A 16,932-nucleotide genomic window follows, 5' to 3' on the forward strand; every position below is an offset into this window, starting at 1 on the left:
CTCTAATCTGCGTTCCCTAGTGGTATATCAAACTTATCTGAATCATTTGCTCTGTTGAATCCGCAGAAGGCATCGAAATCGGCCATAGAGTTAGCCAGAAAAACAGCTGTCAAAAGTGATCTCTCGATCGGTGCTTTTGTTAGATCCACCTACACACCAGATACTGGTCAAATATGCCGAATGAACAGCCAACTAATTCGGGAATATTCCAGTTCTGTGGATAGACGATCCCGCCCAATCATCGGATTCAACGGCTGTGTTGAATCACCATACAGCAGCGGGGTAGGCCACTAAATCAAAGGAGTTGAAGCGGGAAGATTCGGTTGCCTATGACACAAATCTCCCGCTTCATCGGGGAGGTTGTGCCGGTTGCTCAAAGAGTTACTGGCGATGGAGGCGAATCCGCCGCCCCGGACGGTGGCGGCGGATTCGCCGACTACGCACTCGTTTCCCTCCACTGTCTCCGGATTTACCTCGATACGTCGTACCGTATGACGATCGACTTGCTCAAAGAGATGCCACAAATAACCGGGGAGATCGGCCTCAGCGCGGCCGATCTCTCCGCGCCGTCCACGTTGTGTAAGGCGTTCGACCGGATCAGCATGAGCGTCTGTCGAGTGCTGCTGCGCCAGTCGGCGCAGCTGCACGATCTCTCTGAACACGCCGCGATCGACGCCACGTTCTACGACCGCTCACCAGCCAGCCGCCACTACTGCCAGCGAATCAGCTACCGCGTTCAGAAGCTGAAAGTCACGAAACTCGTCGATACAGCATCGCAAGCCGTCCTTGACGTTCACTGCTCAACCAACCGAGAAGGAAGCGACGCAGACCTCGCTGAGCAGATCGCTCGCCGGAACGCGGGCGATCTGCGGTCTCTTGCGGCCGATAAGGGCTACGATAAGCAATCGCTCCGCGAAGGTCTGCGTGAGCTCGGGATCAGACCGCTGATCAAGCACCGCATCTTCGCACCGTACGACCACGCACACAACGCCAGAATCGACGATAACCGCTACAATCAGCGCTCTATGACCGAAACCGTGAACTCAGCTGTCAAGCGCTCGCTCGGCTTCGCCGTGCGAGCGCGGTCCTGGTTCCGTGAGTTCCGCGAAATCGCGCTGATGTGTGTCGTCTATAAGATTAAACGCTTCGTCAAACAGTGAATCTCTCCGCCTTACAGCGATTCAACACAGCCGATTCAACAGAGCACATAACTCGACTAAAACAGTAGATCGTAGTCCAGCCTCTACACTTGGAATGTATCTGCCTTGTTGAATCCGATGACGGCGTTGGGTTCATTATTTGAGAACCTGTTTGAGGTTGTAGACTACGGCAGTCTCCACGAGTTTGTGGAACTCGCGGTACCACGCTCGAGAGTGGACAGCGGGGCCGAATCGATGCTTGATGGCCAAAAAAGAAGTTTCAGCTATCCAGCACTGTCCGTGTAATTCGCTATCCAACCGTGCGTTATGGGTGTGGTCGTGCACAGCAAACAACCGGTGGCGCAAGCAGGGCCGGACGGAGAGATTGGTCGCCATAGCCTTTGTCGACGGCGAGACTCTCGATTATCTGGGTGTTACAAAGGTCAAATCAACATTCGGTTTACATATCATGAAGCCAGTGTATCAGGGCAGTGGATATCGAGAATGACACACGAACCAGCGTTATATTCTAATCTTCCGCTCGCTTCTACCTTCAGAGCGACGCCATTCTGCGTCTTCTGCGGATTCAACAGAGAAGAATGTATCAGATGTACCTCAAGTGATATTCAGTTCTATGAGGTTTAAACAATGAATTCCACAATCGTTAGATCGCAATCCTTCGGTGATAAGGCCAGCTATAAAATAAGTGGTGGCAAATAGTGCGTTAATGTCAGAGCGAAGATTCGGTTCTTATCGGGTGGAACTGTGTCAGAAGGATGCTGCCCCCGATTTGATGTCCTTCATTCACGAATACTGGCAAGAAGATCACGTCCTATCTACCCAGCGCCACCTTCTTGATTGGCTTTACTTTGATGAGTTCGAACAATATTATAATTTTGCGCTCGCCAGATGGCAGTGTTCAGATAAGGATTGAAAGGTGAGGCGGTGCGTTTTCAAGGTGATTCATGCCCGAAAACGACCGCCTCAACGGCTGTTTAGACGAGATCGACTTAGAGTTTGTGGAGCGAGAAGCAACACCGCGGCTGTTGATGAAGCTCAGTATTCAGCTTCATTTGTCTGGATTATCGCTTTCGAATACTGTTTCATTTCTTGAGATATTCGGTTTTGATCGGGTTCGTTCCACCGTTCATAACTGGGTTCACAAGGCCGATCTACAGCCGGAATCTAGTCGGAGACCGAATCACGTCGCGGTCGATGAGACTGTGATTCGACTTGACGATGAACAATATTGGCTGTACGCTGCTGTCGATCCCGAATCAAACGATCTGCTCCATACACAGCTTGAACCAACGACAAATAACGCTCTGGCAGATCGGTTTTTTGCTGAGCTCCGTGATAAACACGACATAGATGACGCAACAGTTCTCGTAGATGGATCAGCTTCACTTCAGCGAGCCTGTCGCAAACACGACCTCGATTTCAGATACGAACGACATGGAAATCGGAACAGTATCGAACGTGTCTCTCGTGAAATAAAACGTCGAACTATCAGTTTCTCAAACTGTTTTAGCAACGCCGAAGCAGAAACTGCTGACGAGTGGCTCAGATCGTTCGCTTTCGCATGGAATCAGCTTATCTGAACACTACGATAATAAGAGTAGAAAGATTATCTAAGTCCAACCGATGGGCATCCGAGAAAGGGAGAGGGAGCGATCGCCAGAAGTGAGTGTTGTTATACCTATTTACAACCAGCCTCAATTGATCGAGGCTGCACTGAATAGCGTAGCGGAACAAAGTTTGGAGAGATACGAAGTCGTGGTCGTCGACGACGCGTCGAACGCCGACTTCAAGCCGATCGTCAACGCCTACGACGACCGAGTACGCCTCCTTACGCACGAAGAGAACCGAGGCGCTGCTGCCGCCCGAAACACCGGCATTGAGCACGCCAATGGCGAGTACGTGGCCTTTCTTGACGCCGACGATACGTGGGAACCCACTAAACTGGAGAAACAGCGTGAGGTATTCGAAAACGACGACGAGCTCGGCCTTGTCTACACTGGATTTGTCCAGTACGAACTCGACGGTAGCGAGTGGGAACGATATCCTGAAGCGAGAGGTAAGATCTACGTCGACGAACTGGAGCGCGATCGCGTCCATCCCACCTCGACGGTGATGGTTCAACGAGATATACTGGCGGAAGTCGGTGGGTTCGACACCAACCTACCGAGCCGCCAAGACTACGATCTCTGGCTACGCATCACGGAATACTACGAAGTCGATTACGTCGACGAGATTCTCGTCGACAAGCGCGAACAGCCCGACAGCATCTCGAAGGACTTCGACAGCCGAATCGAGGGTGACCTCGCCGTTTTCGAGAAAGTGAAAAAATGCGCGGCCGACCTCGACTTCTTGACCCGTAGCCGTATCTACTCGTATCATCACCACGTCATCGGCCGGGACTACGAATCCAACGGAGACCGCTGGAAGGCTCTGAAACACCTCGGACTCGCTATCGTTCGATATCCATTCCGTCCGGTCTCCTACGGGATGTTCATCATCGCGCTGTTCGGCATTGACAGAAACGGTCCGCTGCTGATGTTCGCTAAGAGATTCATTCGGTGAGTACGCAAAGCACACTTACTCTTCTGTGTCGTCGTATTCGCAATTAGACGCCGTAACTTCGATCTCCGAGTACCACTCCGGAGTCACTTCCGCAATCTCGACTGCACGATCGACTGCCTCGTGCATTTGATCGTGAAACGCCTGGACAGAGAAGCGATTCGCAAAAGACGCGATCTCTGAGGCATCCCAGTCGACACCGGTATCCTCAAATTGTTGAACCGCTGTGCGAATCGTGTGCCCCGACTCGTCTCGTTCGAATACATATCCCGTTTTTCCGTCGACAACCTGGTACTGCGTCATTCCTTCCTCAACACCTAACAGCGGCGTTCCAGCGGCCAGAGCCTCCACGGGAGAAATACCGAAGTCCTCGTCTTGGCCGTTGAAAATGAACGCTTTCGCGCCGGCAAGCATTTTTTTCTTTCGTTCCTCACTAACGTATCCTGCAAATTCGACATTTTCGCTCGCGATTCGTTCGAGGTCGTCACGCTCAGGACCGTCGCCAGCGACGACGAGTTTCCCGTCGAGACCGTCGAACGCGCGTACGATGTCGTCGACGCTCTTGTGCCAGTCGAGCCGAGAGAGCGTGAGATAGTAATCTGCGGTCTCTGCGTCGTCAGGCGAATAGGAATTGGTGTCCACTGGTGGGTAGACGACATCTATTTTTTCTTCGGGAATTCCCCAGTATCGGACCATCCGACGTTTCACTTGCTCGGAGTTGGCGAGAAAGAGGTCCGGTTTGTGCGTGTTATGGTCGAATGCGACACGGATCGCGTAGTATAGGAGAAGCTTTAGAGGCGCAAATGTGCCGGTGTCGACCTCGTGAATCTGGTCGGACTGGCGGCGGTTCGTGTGGTGGATATATGCTATCCAGACCTGTTCGGTCGGCGGGACGTAGAACAACGGCTCGTTACCGCTCGTCACGAGAACGTCATGGTCTCGGAGCGGTTCGGCGATCTGCCAGCCGAGCATGTGTGCAATCATTCGCGCGATACCACCACGTTTTAGAGCCATTTCCGATAACCTGCCATTAATAAGCTTCTCTGTCTCGATATCTGGAGGTTCAATACTCTCGTCTTGGTAACCTACGTATAACATCGCATCGTCAAACACTCGTGAAAGTTCCCAAGCGACACGGTCGCCACCACCGTTGACGTGTTCTCCCCAGTGGGCGACCGCAATACTTGGGAAGGGGTGGGAGACTTGGTTCATCCTATTTCTTTGGATCACCTATGTTCAAGATTCCACCGATAATAATCCGCAGGTCTCTCATCAACTCTTAATATTTATTTGAATTACTAACGGATTATATGTAAGACAGATTAATAATTAATAGAAAGATCGCTCTTGTGTAGCACATTGTTGATTTCAGAGAGTAGCTTTGACGGCGTGTTTGAGCGCTTTTCGTCCTGGTTTGCGGTAGAGTTCTCGTCTGAGTTGGAACGCTCGGAGATACTGTGTGAGGCGATCTTTTGAGATGCCTCGATGCGGCGAGAGCCACCGTCGCGCCAGCGACGCGTGGCTCTCGCAGGTGTTCACGTGGACCGTCTCGTCGGCGTATTCACCATCTCCGTGAACGACGTATTCGCGGTCGAATCGCTCATCTTCATCAAGCGGATCGTACGCGCAAAATCCGTTGGTATAGACCGTGAGAGGCTCCTGCTGACGGGCCGCCAGCAGGAGCCGGACCGTCGATTCGTCTGCGGATTTCGCTGGCACAACGTAGCGCTGCTCGGTGCCGCGATCTACGAGAACGAACACGGGCGGTTTGTCTTGCTCATACGTTCCGCGTCCGCGTCGTGCGAGGCCGCGAGAGCGCGACCAACGGTCGCGCTCGCGGCGTTTCAAGCCGGCAGAGACGTAGAACTCGTCAATTTCGACCGGACCACGGAGATCGAGTGACGGCACGTCGAGCGCTTCGGCGAAGCGCTCGACACGCCTGTGGATCGTTTTGTAGGTGACTTGGATTTCGCACTGTAACTGCCTGAGACTCGTGTTAAACCGCAAGAACGCGTAGATGGAAAACAGCCATTTGTGGAGTGCGATCTTCGAATGAGCGAAGATTGTGCCAGTTTTATCATTGAACGTGGGGCCGCAATCCTTACACAGACACCGCTGAAACTGCCCATAGCTGCCGTTTCTGACCGTTCGGTCAGAACGGCAGCGAGGACAGGAAACGCCGTCACGCCAGCGAACCTGTTGGAGCAGGTCCGCTGCGACCGATTCCGACCCAAACACATCGAGCGGAATCATTCGTGTCGGACACCGCTGACGCGGTGTGCTTGTCCTCTTCGACTCGACAGCGACAGCTCGGCAGTATCAACAATCTCCTACAGAAGAGCGTTTGTGTTTACACTCTACCTCTCGATTTGGTATGCTGTTACCTCTCGGTGGCCATTCGGACGGAACGTCTACGAGAGTGACTGGGATCTGCTCGTCATCCTAGATGCGTGCCGCGTAGACACCCTACGCGAAGTCGACGACGAGTACGATTTCATCGAGAATGCCGATAGCGTCTGGTCAGTCGGCAGTCAGTCCGCCGAATGGATGGTAAATACACTAACGGATTCACACCGAGGAAAGATTGAGGGTACAATGTATATTTCGGGCAACGGGTTTAGTGGAGGGATACTGAAACGCGGAGGTCGACCGCCAGCCAACAACACCATCCCGTTAGATATCTCCTCATGGTCTACCGTCAATGAGGATGCGCTTCATTCCCAAATTGAGGTTTGGGAGACGAATCACGACGAAACGTACGGTTCTGTGCTCTCTGGACCGATGACGGACTACACTATCGAGGAAGGACGGAACGGCGACGCAAACCGCATCATCACCCACTACACGCAACCACATCTTCCCTACATCGGTGCCGCATATCGAGAAGGACGAGGGGCGACCGGGCTCAAGAATCCCGGCTACGAACTCCTCGAGGAAGGCCGCGGTTCCCGTGACGAAGTCTACGAGGCGTACAAGGAGACGCTCCGGTGGGTGCTCGACGATGTCGAGGAACTTCGAGAGAACATCGACGCCGAAAAGGTCGTCATCACGTCTGATCATGGCGAGCCCTTCGGTGAGTGGAAGGCTTACGGCCATCCCGAAGGGTTTCGCCATCCAGAAGTTCGGAAGGTCCCGTGGGTGGAAGCCTCGGCGAAAGATGAACACACCCGAGAGCCCGATATCGAGATCGAATCGTCCGTCAAAACCGACGTGGAGGAGCACCTTCGTGATCTCGGGTATCGCTGATCACGACTCCTGTACAAATTGTGGAGGACTCGGCTACTGATTCGCTTTCCCGACCAGATCCGGCGTCGCGATCGCGTACAGATACCCGAGTCCGACGGCCGCGGTAAACGCTCCGATCGCTCCGAGCTGTGTCACCGCGGCGGCCGACGGTGACCGGACTAACCCCTCCAGACGTCGCGGCACTCGATCGGTCAGTAACCACTTCAAATAGTCCCCCTTAGCGTCAGGCGCGTTGGGATACAGAAGGTCCATCACACGCTTGGAGTACCCCTGCCAGAACGACCGGAACACCAGCCACCGGAACTCGCCACGGTACTCGAACAGCGTGTGGTGCACCACGGCGTCCTCGGTGTACACCATCCCTTGTCCGAACTCCTCCAGCAGCCGAATTCCGACGGGCGCCTCGTGCGCCTGTAGATGCTTGTCACCCTTCCGCCCCGTGTTCGGGTCGTACCCGCCGACCTCAAGAAAGGCATCTCGCCGGTACGAGATGTTCGACCCGTACGTGTTTCGGACTTCCTCGCCGTCCTCGGCGAATCCAGGCTCGACACAGCCGACGAGCCAGTAGAACTCTTCGGGGAAGAAGTCCGGCCGCTTGCCCTGCCAGTTCGGGCGCACGTCGCCGCCGACCGCGATCGCGTCTGTCTCCTCGTACACGTCGACGAGGTTCTCTATCCAATCCTCCTCGGCCACGCCATCGTCGTCGATGAACGCGACGATCTCCCCAGACGCCAGCTCCGCGCCTCGCGTCCGACTGTAGGAGATGCCCTGATTTTCGTCGTTGTCGGAAATAACGACGTTCTCGCGGTCACCGAAATCCTCGACCGCCCGCTCGTACACGTCGGGATTGCCGTCAATCACGAGCACAACCTCGATCGGGTCGTACGTCTGCGCCAGCGCGCTCTCGACGGCCTCCGTGAACACGTCGTAGCGATCCATCGTATACGTGCAGACGACGACGGAGACCTTCATTAGCCCCGACTTTCACGCCCGGATCAATAAGGATTCTGAACCCGCACCTGGGCGGTATATAACAAGTCTTATAGACGTTTTGGGAGTGACATCGTGTAATGAGCGAGCAAACCGACTCCGTCGGAGACAATGAGGGATCGACTCTCGACGTTCTCCAGCGGTGGTACCACGTCCCGCTCCTCCTCGGGGCTGTGGTTTTCATGTTGTGGACCCGTCTCCGTTCGTACGGCAACTTCGTTCGAAACGGCGAGGTGTACTTCCGCGGCAACGACGCGTGGTACCACTTCCGCGAGACGAGCTACCTCCTTGAGAATTGGCCAGGCACGCTCCCGTTCGATGTCTGGACCGGTTTTCCTGTCGGCCGATCGGCCGGGCAGTTCGGCACACTGTGGGACCACATCATGGCCGTCGGCGTCTGGATTGCCCGCCCGATCATGGGTAGCACCGAAGAGGTCATGCTTATCATGGCCCCAATCGCTGGCACGCTAGTCGCGATCCCGACCTACTTCATCGCGCGTCGGTTCGTTGATCGCTTCGCCGCGATCGTCGCTGTCGGTGTCCTTGCGCTCCTGCCGGGCACCTTCTTCAGCTACAGTCTTGTCGGCTTCCCAGACCACAGCGCGGCCGAGGTCCTCTTCCAGAGTCTCGCTGTCCTCGCGTTCCTCGTCGCCTTTGCGGTCGCCGAGCGCGAGGCGCCGGTCTGGGAGCTCGTTGTCGATCGAGACTGGGACGCGATCACACGCCCTGCTGCGTACGCGGCCGCCGCGGGCGTCGCGCTCGGCCTCTACATGTGGACGTGGCAGCCCGGCGTCCTCATGGTAGGGTTTACAGGTGTCTTCCTCGCGATCAAGATCACGAGCGACGTGTATCACGACACGAGTCCTGAGCCGATCGCTTTTGCGGGTGCAGTGTCGATGGGCGTCGCTGGACTCATGCAAGTGATTCCGCTCGATAATTTCTCGTTCGGTGTCACCAGCTACTCGCTCACACAGGTTATTCTCCCACTTGGCGTCGCGGTCGGTTCTACCTTCCTCGCGTGGCTCGCCCGTGAGTGGGAGTCACGCGGTCTCGACACCACGAGTTATCCGCCTGCAGTCGGCGGCCTTATCATTGCGTCTGCAGGCGTCGTCTGGCTCGCGATCCCCGCGTTGTGGTCGACGCTTACAAGTAACCTCCTGAACTTTGTTGGATTCAGCGCGGGCGCCACCTTCCGCACCATCGGCGAAGGCCAACCCCCGCTCCAAAGTACCGACTTCACCAGCTTCGTCCTCTCCCAATACGGCCTCGCCTTCTTCCTCGCACTCGCCGCAGTCCTCTACATTCTCGCGCGACCCCTCTACCGCTCTAAAGACATCAACCACACCCTCTACATCCCAACCGCACTCGCCGTGGTCGGCACCGTCTACGCAGTCCCCCAAGCGTACGACGCCATCGGCGGCCTCGTCGGTGTGAGCTGGCAGGTGATCGGTCTCATCATCGCTGCTGGGTTCCTCGTCGGCGCGACTTTCCTCGTCGAGTACGACACCGAAGAGCTCTACTTCGTCGTCTGGGCGGCGTTCATCGGCAGCGCCGCCTTCACGCAGGTCCGCTTTAATTACTACCTCGCCGTGATCGTCGCGGTCGGCGCGGCGTACTTTCTCCAAGCCGCGCTCGACGCAATCAGCCTCCGGTCGCTCAACGACGTTCGCTCCATCGAGGGGTGGCAGGCGATGGTCGCTGTCGCCTTAGTCGTCGTCCTCATCGTGCCGCTGGTCGCGATGGCCACCCCTGTCTGGGCCGCCGGCGCGAACACCGGCCCTGGCGGCGTCGTCCAGTGGGACGACAGCCTCCAGTGGATGAACGACGAGACGCCCACGCCGGGCGAACTCGAAGGCGCCGACAACCCCATGGAGCTGTACGGCACCTACGAGCGACCGGCCGACGGCGACTTCGAGTACCCCGAGGGCGCGTACGGCGTGCAGTCGTGGTGGGACTACGGTCACTGGATCACCACGCGCGCCGAGCGCATCCCGAACGCGAACCCGTTCCAGCAGAACGCGGGCGAAGCGGCGGACTACCTCCTCGCACCGAGCGAAGAGGCGTCCCGTGAGGTCCTCGCCAGCCAAAGCACCGAAGGCGAAAGCACTCGCTACGTGATGGTTGACCGTCAGATGGCGTCGCCGAACTCCAAATTCGGTGCGCCCGTCACGTTCTACTCGGGCAACGAGACGCGCTCTGATTTTAACCGCGTGCTCTATCAGCAGACCCAGCAGGGCGGGTTCCGGACGATTATGCAGGTGAACACCCAGCGCTATCACGAAAGCCAGATGATTCGCCTGTATGAACACTACGGCAGCGCGGTCGATCCCAAGCCAGTCGTCGTTGACTGGGAGACGACATCCGTGAGTGCACAGGGTCAACAGGCTGCGGTAAACACCATCCCAGTTGACCCACAGACTACCGTCCGGCAGTTTGATAATATGACTGCAGCACGCGAGTACGTTGAGGAGGACGGCAGCGCCCAGATCGGCGGCATCAGCAATCTACCCTCCGAGCGCGTTGAGGCGCTTGAACACCACCGGCTCGTCCACGCCTCACAGGCACTCGGGCAGTCGGCGTCGGCCCGGCAGGTACAACTCCTCTCACAGCTCGTGTCCGAAGGCACCAACACCGAATCCATCCTCGGTGAATCCAGGTTCGCGGCCGTCCGAGACAACTTCGTGAAGACGTTCGAGCGGGTTCCGGGGGCGACGATCGAGGGCTCTGGTGCCGACGCTGGCGACGAAGTGCGAGCAACCGTCCAGATGCAGAAACCCTCTGGCCAAACGTTCACCTACACGCAGTACGCTGAGGCCAACACCGATGGTGAGTTCGAGCTCACAGTGCCGTACTCCACGACGGGGTATGATGAGTTTGGACCCGAGAACGGCTACACGAACACTAGCGTTCGCGCGGTTGGCCCGTATCAACTCTCGACTGGGCTCTCTGTTGAGAACGGCACACCGAGCCTGCAGCGTGGACAGGTGAACGTGACTGAAGCGCAGGTTGTCGGCACAGATACAGCACCGGCCACGGTCGAACTCGAAACAACAACACTCGGTGACAGTGAGACGAACAGCACAAACACGAGCGCTACCGATTCGGAATCAGTAGACACCACCAATGAGACGACCACAACGAGTTCTGTTGGCGCACCTTCGCTGCTCGCGTCCGACATGACCTCTGTGGCGAAACCCGCACAGACTGCCACCGCAATCGGTTCACTCACCGCGCTTATCCCTACCGCGTAGCGTCTTATGTCCGGGGTTCGCGCATGGCTTACCATCTATTTCAAGGGGATCGCGATGGGAAGCGCGGACGCCATCCCCGGCGTCTCCGGCGGCACCATCGCGCTCATCGTCGGCATCTACGAGCGGCTGATCGCGGCGGTCACCGCGGTCGACCCCTCGCGGCTCCGGCGGCTGGTCGTCGGCGTCTGCTCTTTCAACGTCCCGGACGCGCGCGCCGCGTTCCGCGAGATCGACGGCGCCTTCCTCGTCGTACTGCTCGCGGGTATCGGAACCGCAGTCGTCGCCGTGTTGAGCGGCGTCAGCTACCTGCTCGGCACCCGACCCGTCGCGACCTACGGCTTCTTCTTCGGCCTGATCGCGGCGAGCGCGGCGATCCTGTTCGGCGACGTCGAACTCGACACGCCGCGTCGGCAGGCGGCGGCCATCGCTGGGTTCGCGCTTGCGTTTCTCGCGTCGGGATACGCCTCGACGGCGCTCGGCAGCTCGCTCCCGGTCGTGTTCGTCGCCGGCGCGGTCGCCGTCAGCGCGATGATCCTTCCGGGCATCTCCGGGTCGCTGCTCCTCGTCGTCCTCGGGCAGTACGAGTACATGTCCGGAAAGGTGAGCCAAGCGCTCGACGGGCTCACCGCGTTGGCCACCGGCGACGGCCCCGACGCGCTCGTCGCGACGCTGCCCCCAGTCGTCGCCTTCCTCCTCGGTGGCGTCATCGGCGTGTTCACCATCGCACACGCCGTCAAATACGCGCTCTCACGCGCTCGGGCCGCGACGCTCGCCTTTCTGGTCAGTCTGATCGTCGGGGCGCTGCGAGCGCCCCTCGTCGAGGTGTCGGTCCGGTTGGCAGCGAGCGGCGAGACGTGGCGCGCGGCGGCGCCGCGATTCGCAGTTGCGGCGGTCGCTGGCGCAGCCATGGTTCTCGTCCTCGATCGGTACTCGGCAGCGATCGAGTACTGAAGCGATTGACCCTTTTATTCGGCTACGCCGGTTCGGTCCGAAACCGAGTGATTGGGACCTCGGTGATACTGTCGTAATCGTCGTCGGCACCGACGAGTAGCGTTCCGTCGACGTGTGCCGCGGTCCCGAGCGCGAAGGCGTCGCCGAGCGCCGGCGCGTGGCTGAATTTGAACTCGGCCACCAACGGCCACGTGTGTTCGGTATCGACTCGACTGATGCCGCTTTGCTCAAGCACATCGACGACGGCATCAGCACGTTCCTCGCCGTCGGTTGCTCGGACGATATAATGAACTTCGGCGAGAGTAACGGCAGATATATACCCATCTGCTGCGCCCTCGACGGCCTCGACGTACGCTTCGACGGTGTCGCTCCCCGGATCGTCACAGAAGTAGGCGATGAGTGGCTCGGCGTCAGAGACTATCGACTCCGGCGGTTCAGTGCCGCTCGTCACGCGTCTCCCTCGCCGTCACCGGTGTAGCGTTGCCGCAACGCCGCTTCGCTGGCGTTGTCGGTTTCGCGTTCCTCCAGAAGGCGCTCGGTCGCAGAGCGCCCCTGATCGTCGGTTTTGTCTTCCAGAATCCCACGCAGGTCTGTAACCGACCGGATAGGGCGCACAACGATGTCTCCCTCCTCGGTCCGAACGAACTTCACACGGCCAGGCGTGTCGATACCCAACTCCTCGCGAAACTCTTTCGGGATGGTCGCTTGTCCTCGCGACGACACGGACACCACTCTTTCAGACTCTGTGTTACTCATACTATTTTCTGTCATTACCTTCTTTCAGTTGTACAAAAGGCTACCTCTGGTCTGGGTAGCTAGCGAGTCAATCGGACGGCTCACTCAACGTTGTTACCGGCCACAGGACCAGCATCGTGGCTGCGAGCGTCCATCGGCCAGTTCCGCCTGTGAGATACCTCACTCTGCGACTGGCCGCAGGCTTCAAACCAGCGGTCGTCGAACCTCCACGCGATGCGAACGCGTCGGACCGTGCTGGCGTCGAGCGTCGCCGGACTCGCCGGCTGCGCCGTGCTACCGGCCGGTCGGCGCACAAATGACGGGGCGGACCGCGACGACCACGTCGCCGCCGACATCGACGCACGCCTCGGGTTCGTCGGCGACCTCATGCTCGGACGGAGCGTCAACGAGCGGTGGACTTCGGACGGCGTCCACCCGAAAGACATCTGGGGCTCGACGCGCTCGCGACTGCAAGAACTCGACGCGCTCGTTGGGAATCTCGAATGTTGCGTCTCAGATCGCGGCACGCGCTGGCCCGACAAGGTGTACTACTTCCGAGCGGACCCGGAGTTCGCTGTTTCCGCTTTGGAGGCCGCGGGAACCGGATTCGTCTCGCTCGCGAACAACCACGTGCTCGACTACGGCGAGCGCGCGCTCCGAGACACCACCCAGCATCTCGCCGACGCGGCAATCGCGCACGCCGGCGCCGGAACGGACCGAGACGCGGCGCTTGAACCCGCGGTCTTCGAGGCGGGCGGGCTGACCGTCGCCGCCTTCGGCCTTACCGATCAAGCGCCGGAGTTCGGCGCCGGGGCGTCGACGCCGGGGACCGCGTTCGCGCCGCTCAACCCCTTCGCGCCCGCGACGCGCTCGCTCGTCACCGAAATTCTCGACCGCGCAGCGAAACACGAACCCGACCTCGTCGTCGCCTCGTTACACTGGGGGCCGAACTGGGAAACCGAACCGCGCGGAGTTCACGAGCGGTTCGGCCGGTGGCTCGTGGAGCAGGGCGTCGACGTGGTCCACGGCCACAGCGCACACGTGCTGCAGGGCGTCGAGGTGTACCGGGGGTGCCCGATCATCTACGACGCCGGTGACTTCGTCGACGACTACGTCAGCTACCGAGACCGCGAGGGCGTCTTCAACAAGCGGAGCGCGCTCTTCGAGGTGGTCGTGCGCGACGGCGACCTCGCGGAACTCGTCGTCGAGCCGACCGAAATCGTCGACGAGGCGGCGACGCTCGCTGACGACGGCGTCGCCGAGTGGGTCCGTGAGACGCTCGCCGAGCGGTCTGCCGCGTTGGGCACGGAGGTCAACCGACGGAGCGGCGAGACAGTGATCCCGCTCGGAGACGCGTAGCGCCCCGGCACGCGACCGTTCGGTCGGCGCGTCTCACCGCGGGGAGTCGAGTCGCGAGCGCGTTACCCCGTCTCTCGCTCGGACACATTGAAATGCGGGCGCCTGCTAAAACTGGTATGTTTGGCGTGAGTGCGGCCCAACTGGAAACGCTGTTTCCGATACTCCTCATCACCATCCTGGTGCTCGGCGCGGCGTACACGGTCTTCGTATTATCGAGAGATTCGGTAGAGGACTGAGCGCGCCGGTTTACCCGTGGCGGCCGGGCGGTTGCGGAGCGTATTCGCCGGATTGCAGATTCAGGTGCGCTCTCGCTCTACGGCGTCGTCGGTCGGAGCCCCCTCGTCGGCTTCGGCCGCCTCCCTCCGACGCCGGACCGAGGACGACGCCTCGGCGACCGACTCGGTCTCTAACAGTCGTTCGACGCGCGACTCGAACTCCTCGTCGTCCAGTTCGCCCCGCGCGTATCGGTTCCGGAGCGATTCGAGCGCCGCGTCGGTGTCGCTCTGCGATTCCGTCGAACCGTCGCCGGTCGCCTTCTCCTTCGACTCGTACCACCGCGCCAACCCGATCGCCAAGGGCATCCCGCCGCCGAAACCCACCGGGAACGCCACCCAAAAGAACGGGTTTCCCAGCGCCAGCAACCCGAACGCGACGCCGAGCGTGAGGAGCGTGACGGCACCCGCCGCGATCGTTTCGAGGGGCGTCTCGTCGTCGCTCTCGCTCTCGCGGCGTCCGCCGTCTGCGACCGCGTCGTCCATGCCCGCCCGTCGGGTCGGGACTAATAAATAGCTACCCACCCCGCCTGAGTCGACCACCCTCGCTGCTGGTGTCCAAACCCTATTCCACCCTATGGCCCAACGGGGACTGTGACGAACACCAACCGCGAGTGGCTTCTCGCCGAGCGACCGGCCGGCGAGCCCGACATGGACAGCTTCGAACTGCACGAGACGGACGTTCCCGCTCCCGATCCGGGCGAACTCCTCGTCCGGACCCGGTATCTCTCGGTCGACCCGTACATGCGCGGTCGGATGCGCGACGTCGAGTCGTACGCCGAGCCGTGGGACGTTGGCGACGCGCTCCGAGGCGGCATCGTCGGCGAAGTGGTCGAAAGCGAGAGCGACGCGTACGACGAAGGCGACCTCGTCACCGGCGAGGGGAGGTGGGCCGACTACGCGACCCTCGACGCCGGCGACGTGGCGCCCGTCGACCCGTCCGTCGCCGACCCCGAGGCCTACCTCGGCGTCCTCGGCATGCCCGGTCGGACCGCTTACTTCGGCCTGCTCGAGGTCGGCGAGCCCAAGCCCGGCGACACGGTGGTCGTCTCCGGCGCGGCGGGCGCGGTCGGCTCGGTCGTCGGCCAGATCGCCAAGCGCAACGGCTGTCGCGTCGTCGGGTTCGCCGGCAGCGACGAGAAGACGGCGTGGCTCACCGAGGATCTGGGCTTCGACGCCGCGATCAACTACAAGACGACCGACGACTACCGGGCCGCGCTCGACGAGGCGGCACCCGACGGCGTGGACGTGTACTTCGACAACGTCGGCGGGCCGATCACCGACGCCGTGTTCACGCAGTTGAACCTCGACGCGCGGGTCGCCGTCTGCGGACAGATCGCCCACTACAACGACGAGGAGGTCCCGACCGGCCCGCGGAAGCTCCCGCAGGTCATCCCCATCCGAGCGCGGATCGAGGGCCTGCTCGTCGGCGACTTCGCGACCCGGTTCGGCGAGGCCAGCGAGCAGCTCGCGCGCTGGGTCGCCACCGACGAGCTCGCACACCGCGAGACGGTCGTCGAGGGGTTGGAGAACGCTCCCGACGCCTTCCTCGGGCTCTTCTCGGGCGACAACATCGGCAAGCAGGTGGTGCGCGTGTCGTCGCCCAGCAGCGAGTAGACCGTCGCAGTCTTCGACGCACAGCCTACTGACGGCACGCCGACCCTTATAAACGGTCGAGCGCCTCGTCCAAGTCGAACTGCTCGGTCGTCTCCTCGAAATCTTTCTCGTCTGCGTCTGTCGCGCTCGACGCCGCAGTCGACTCGCCGTCTTCCGACTCGTCGCCGGCGGGCGTTAGCAACTGCACGTGTTCGTCGTCGACCGACTCCGTGATCACCGTCGCGTCGAACCGCTCGCGCTCTGTGGCCGGCCCAGAATACGGTTCGACGCGTTCGACCCCGTCCACCGAACAGACCACCGCGAGACACACCGCCTCACGGAGCCGGTCGGTCGTCGCCCACCCAGCCGGGGGGACGCGCGGGAGCGCCCGTTCGCGGAACTGCCACGTTTCGATCACGAGTTCCGCGTCACGAGCAGTCATTGGCGACGATACGCGATCTGCGGACAAGTGCGTTGCGCTCGGGGGTCACGCTCGCGAGCCAACGCGGTCACAGACCGACGCGTACATACGGGTCCGCCGCGGGTAGCCGAACATGCAGCGAGTCGGCGCAGTCCTGCTTGTCGGCGCCGCGGCGGCCGGCCTCGCCGTCGGCGTCCTCCTGTTGGCCGGCGTGTCGCTACGGGTCGTCCCGATGGGCGCGCTCGGCGCCGCGATTCCAGTCGCGTTCACCTACGCGGTCGTGACGGCTGGCGACTGAGCGCGAGCAAGGTTTAATTTAAACGGGCATCGGCAAAATTCTTGGTTGGAGATAGTCGTTGTAAACAGCCTCTGCGGCGTCACCAAGCCGATCT

The 16,932-nt window shown here is 60.0% G+C and carries 16 protein-coding genes; 9 read left to right on the top strand and 7 right to left on the bottom strand.

Translation table 11 applies throughout. From position 1 onward, the window contains the following. The first annotated feature begins 329 nt into the window (after positions 1–329). From DOS48_RS19215 to DOS48_RS19225, 3 genes are all read left to right on the top strand, one after another. Positions 330–1,160, top strand: a complete 831-nt coding sequence (locus DOS48_RS19215; protein ID WP_127117279.1) for an IS5 family transposase — start codon at positions 330–332, stop codon at positions 1,158–1,160. Positions 1,161–2,104: 944 nt separating this feature from the next. After that, on the top strand, positions 2,105–2,740 hold the full coding sequence (locus DOS48_RS19220) for an IS6 family transposase (protein ID WP_127117280.1): 636 nt from the start codon (positions 2,105–2,107) through the stop codon (positions 2,738–2,740). A gap of 43 nt (positions 2,741–2,783) precedes the next feature. Continuing rightward, positions 2,784–3,722 (top strand): glycosyltransferase family A protein, encoded by a 939-nt coding sequence (locus tag DOS48_RS19225; protein WP_127117281.1) that lies wholly within the window; start codon positions 2,784–2,786, stop codon positions 3,720–3,722. 15 nt (positions 3,723–3,737) lie between these two features. Here the strand turns inward: DOS48_RS19225 and DOS48_RS19230 are convergent, their stop codons facing one another. Beyond that, positions 3,738–4,931, bottom strand: coding sequence for a glycosyltransferase (locus DOS48_RS19230; protein WP_127117282.1), 1,194 nt, complete (start codon positions 4,929–4,931; stop codon positions 3,738–3,740). 156 nt (positions 4,932–5,087) lie between these two features. Continuing rightward, positions 5,088–5,972, bottom strand: a complete 885-nt coding sequence (locus tag DOS48_RS19235; RefSeq protein ID WP_127117283.1) for an IS1595 family transposase — start codon at positions 5,970–5,972, stop codon at positions 5,088–5,090. 93 nt (positions 5,973–6,065) lie between these two features. On the opposite strand from DOS48_RS19235, the gene DOS48_RS19240 reads away from it, so the two are divergent. After that, entirely contained in the window at positions 6,066–6,965 is a 900-nt protein-coding gene (locus DOS48_RS19240; RefSeq protein ID WP_210755406.1) for a hypothetical protein, read from the top strand. A gap of 33 nt (positions 6,966–6,998) precedes the next feature. On the opposite strand, the gene aglG is transcribed toward DOS48_RS19240, so the two are convergent. After that, on the bottom strand, positions 6,999–7,937 hold the full coding sequence (gene aglG, locus DOS48_RS19245) for a glucosyl-dolichyl phosphate glucuronosyltransferase (RefSeq protein ID WP_127117284.1): 939 nt from the start codon (positions 7,935–7,937) through the stop codon (positions 6,999–7,001). Between the two features lie 98 nt (positions 7,938–8,035). On the opposite strand from aglG, the gene DOS48_RS19250 reads away from it, so the two are divergent. Together DOS48_RS19250 and DOS48_RS19255 are read left to right on the top strand one after the other, a co-directional pair. Beyond that, complete coding sequence (locus DOS48_RS19250; RefSeq protein WP_127117285.1) at positions 8,036–11,206, top strand: oligosaccharyl transferase, archaeosortase A system-associated; 3,171 nt, start codon at positions 8,036–8,038, stop codon at positions 11,204–11,206. A gap of 6 nt (positions 11,207–11,212) precedes the next feature. Next, the gene (locus DOS48_RS19255; RefSeq protein WP_127117286.1) at positions 11,213–12,157 is read left to right on the top strand and encodes a DUF368 domain-containing protein; all 945 of its coding nucleotides are present in this window, start codon (positions 11,213–11,215) and stop codon (positions 12,155–12,157) included. Positions 12,158–12,179: 22 nt separating this feature from the next. On the opposite strand, the gene DOS48_RS19260 is transcribed toward DOS48_RS19255, so the two are convergent. Beyond that, a complete protein-coding gene (locus DOS48_RS19260) occupies positions 12,180–12,608 on the bottom strand; it encodes a PIN domain-containing protein (RefSeq protein WP_127117287.1) in 429 nt (142 codons plus the stop codon). Next, the gene (locus tag DOS48_RS19265; protein ID WP_127117288.1) at positions 12,605–12,913 is read right to left on the bottom strand and encodes an AbrB/MazE/SpoVT family DNA-binding domain-containing protein; all 309 of its coding nucleotides are present in this window, start codon (positions 12,911–12,913) and stop codon (positions 12,605–12,607) included. Before DOS48_RS19265 ends, DOS48_RS19260 begins: the two co-directional genes overlap by 4 nt. 213 nt (positions 12,914–13,126) lie before the next feature. Here DOS48_RS19265 and DOS48_RS19270 point away from each other — a divergent pair, with 213 nt between their 5' ends. Next, on the top strand, positions 13,127–14,251 hold the full coding sequence (locus DOS48_RS19270) for a CapA family protein (protein WP_127117289.1): 1,125 nt from the start codon (positions 13,127–13,129) through the stop codon (positions 14,249–14,251). Positions 14,252–14,547: 296 nt separating this feature from the next. Here the strand turns inward: DOS48_RS19270 and DOS48_RS19275 are convergent, their stop codons facing one another. Then, positions 14,548–15,009, bottom strand: a complete 462-nt coding sequence (locus tag DOS48_RS19275; protein WP_127117290.1) for an SHOCT domain-containing protein — start codon at positions 15,007–15,009, stop codon at positions 14,548–14,550. Positions 15,010–15,117: 108 nt separating this feature from the next. Here DOS48_RS19275 and DOS48_RS19280 point away from each other — a divergent pair, with 108 nt between their 5' ends. Then, positions 15,118–16,140, top strand: a complete 1,023-nt coding sequence (locus DOS48_RS19280) for an NADP-dependent oxidoreductase (RefSeq protein ID WP_127117291.1) — start codon at positions 15,118–15,120, stop codon at positions 16,138–16,140. Between the two features lie 46 nt (positions 16,141–16,186). On the opposite strand, the gene DOS48_RS19285 is transcribed toward DOS48_RS19280, so the two are convergent. Beyond that, positions 16,187–16,561: a hypothetical protein gene (locus DOS48_RS19285; protein ID WP_127117292.1), complete on the bottom strand. Its 375-nt coding sequence runs from the start codon at positions 16,559–16,561 to the stop codon at positions 16,187–16,189. A gap of 112 nt (positions 16,562–16,673) precedes the next feature. Between DOS48_RS19285 and DOS48_RS19290 the strand changes: the two genes are divergently transcribed. Continuing rightward, on the top strand, positions 16,674–16,838 hold the full coding sequence (locus DOS48_RS19290; RefSeq protein ID WP_158283840.1) for a hypothetical protein: 165 nt from the start codon (positions 16,674–16,676) through the stop codon (positions 16,836–16,838). The last annotated feature ends 94 nt before the right edge of the window (positions 16,839–16,932 follow it).

This window comes from Halorubrum sp. PV6 (assembly GCF_003990725.2).
Taxonomy (GTDB): domain Archaea; phylum Halobacteriota; class Halobacteria; order Halobacteriales; family Haloferacaceae; genus Halorubrum.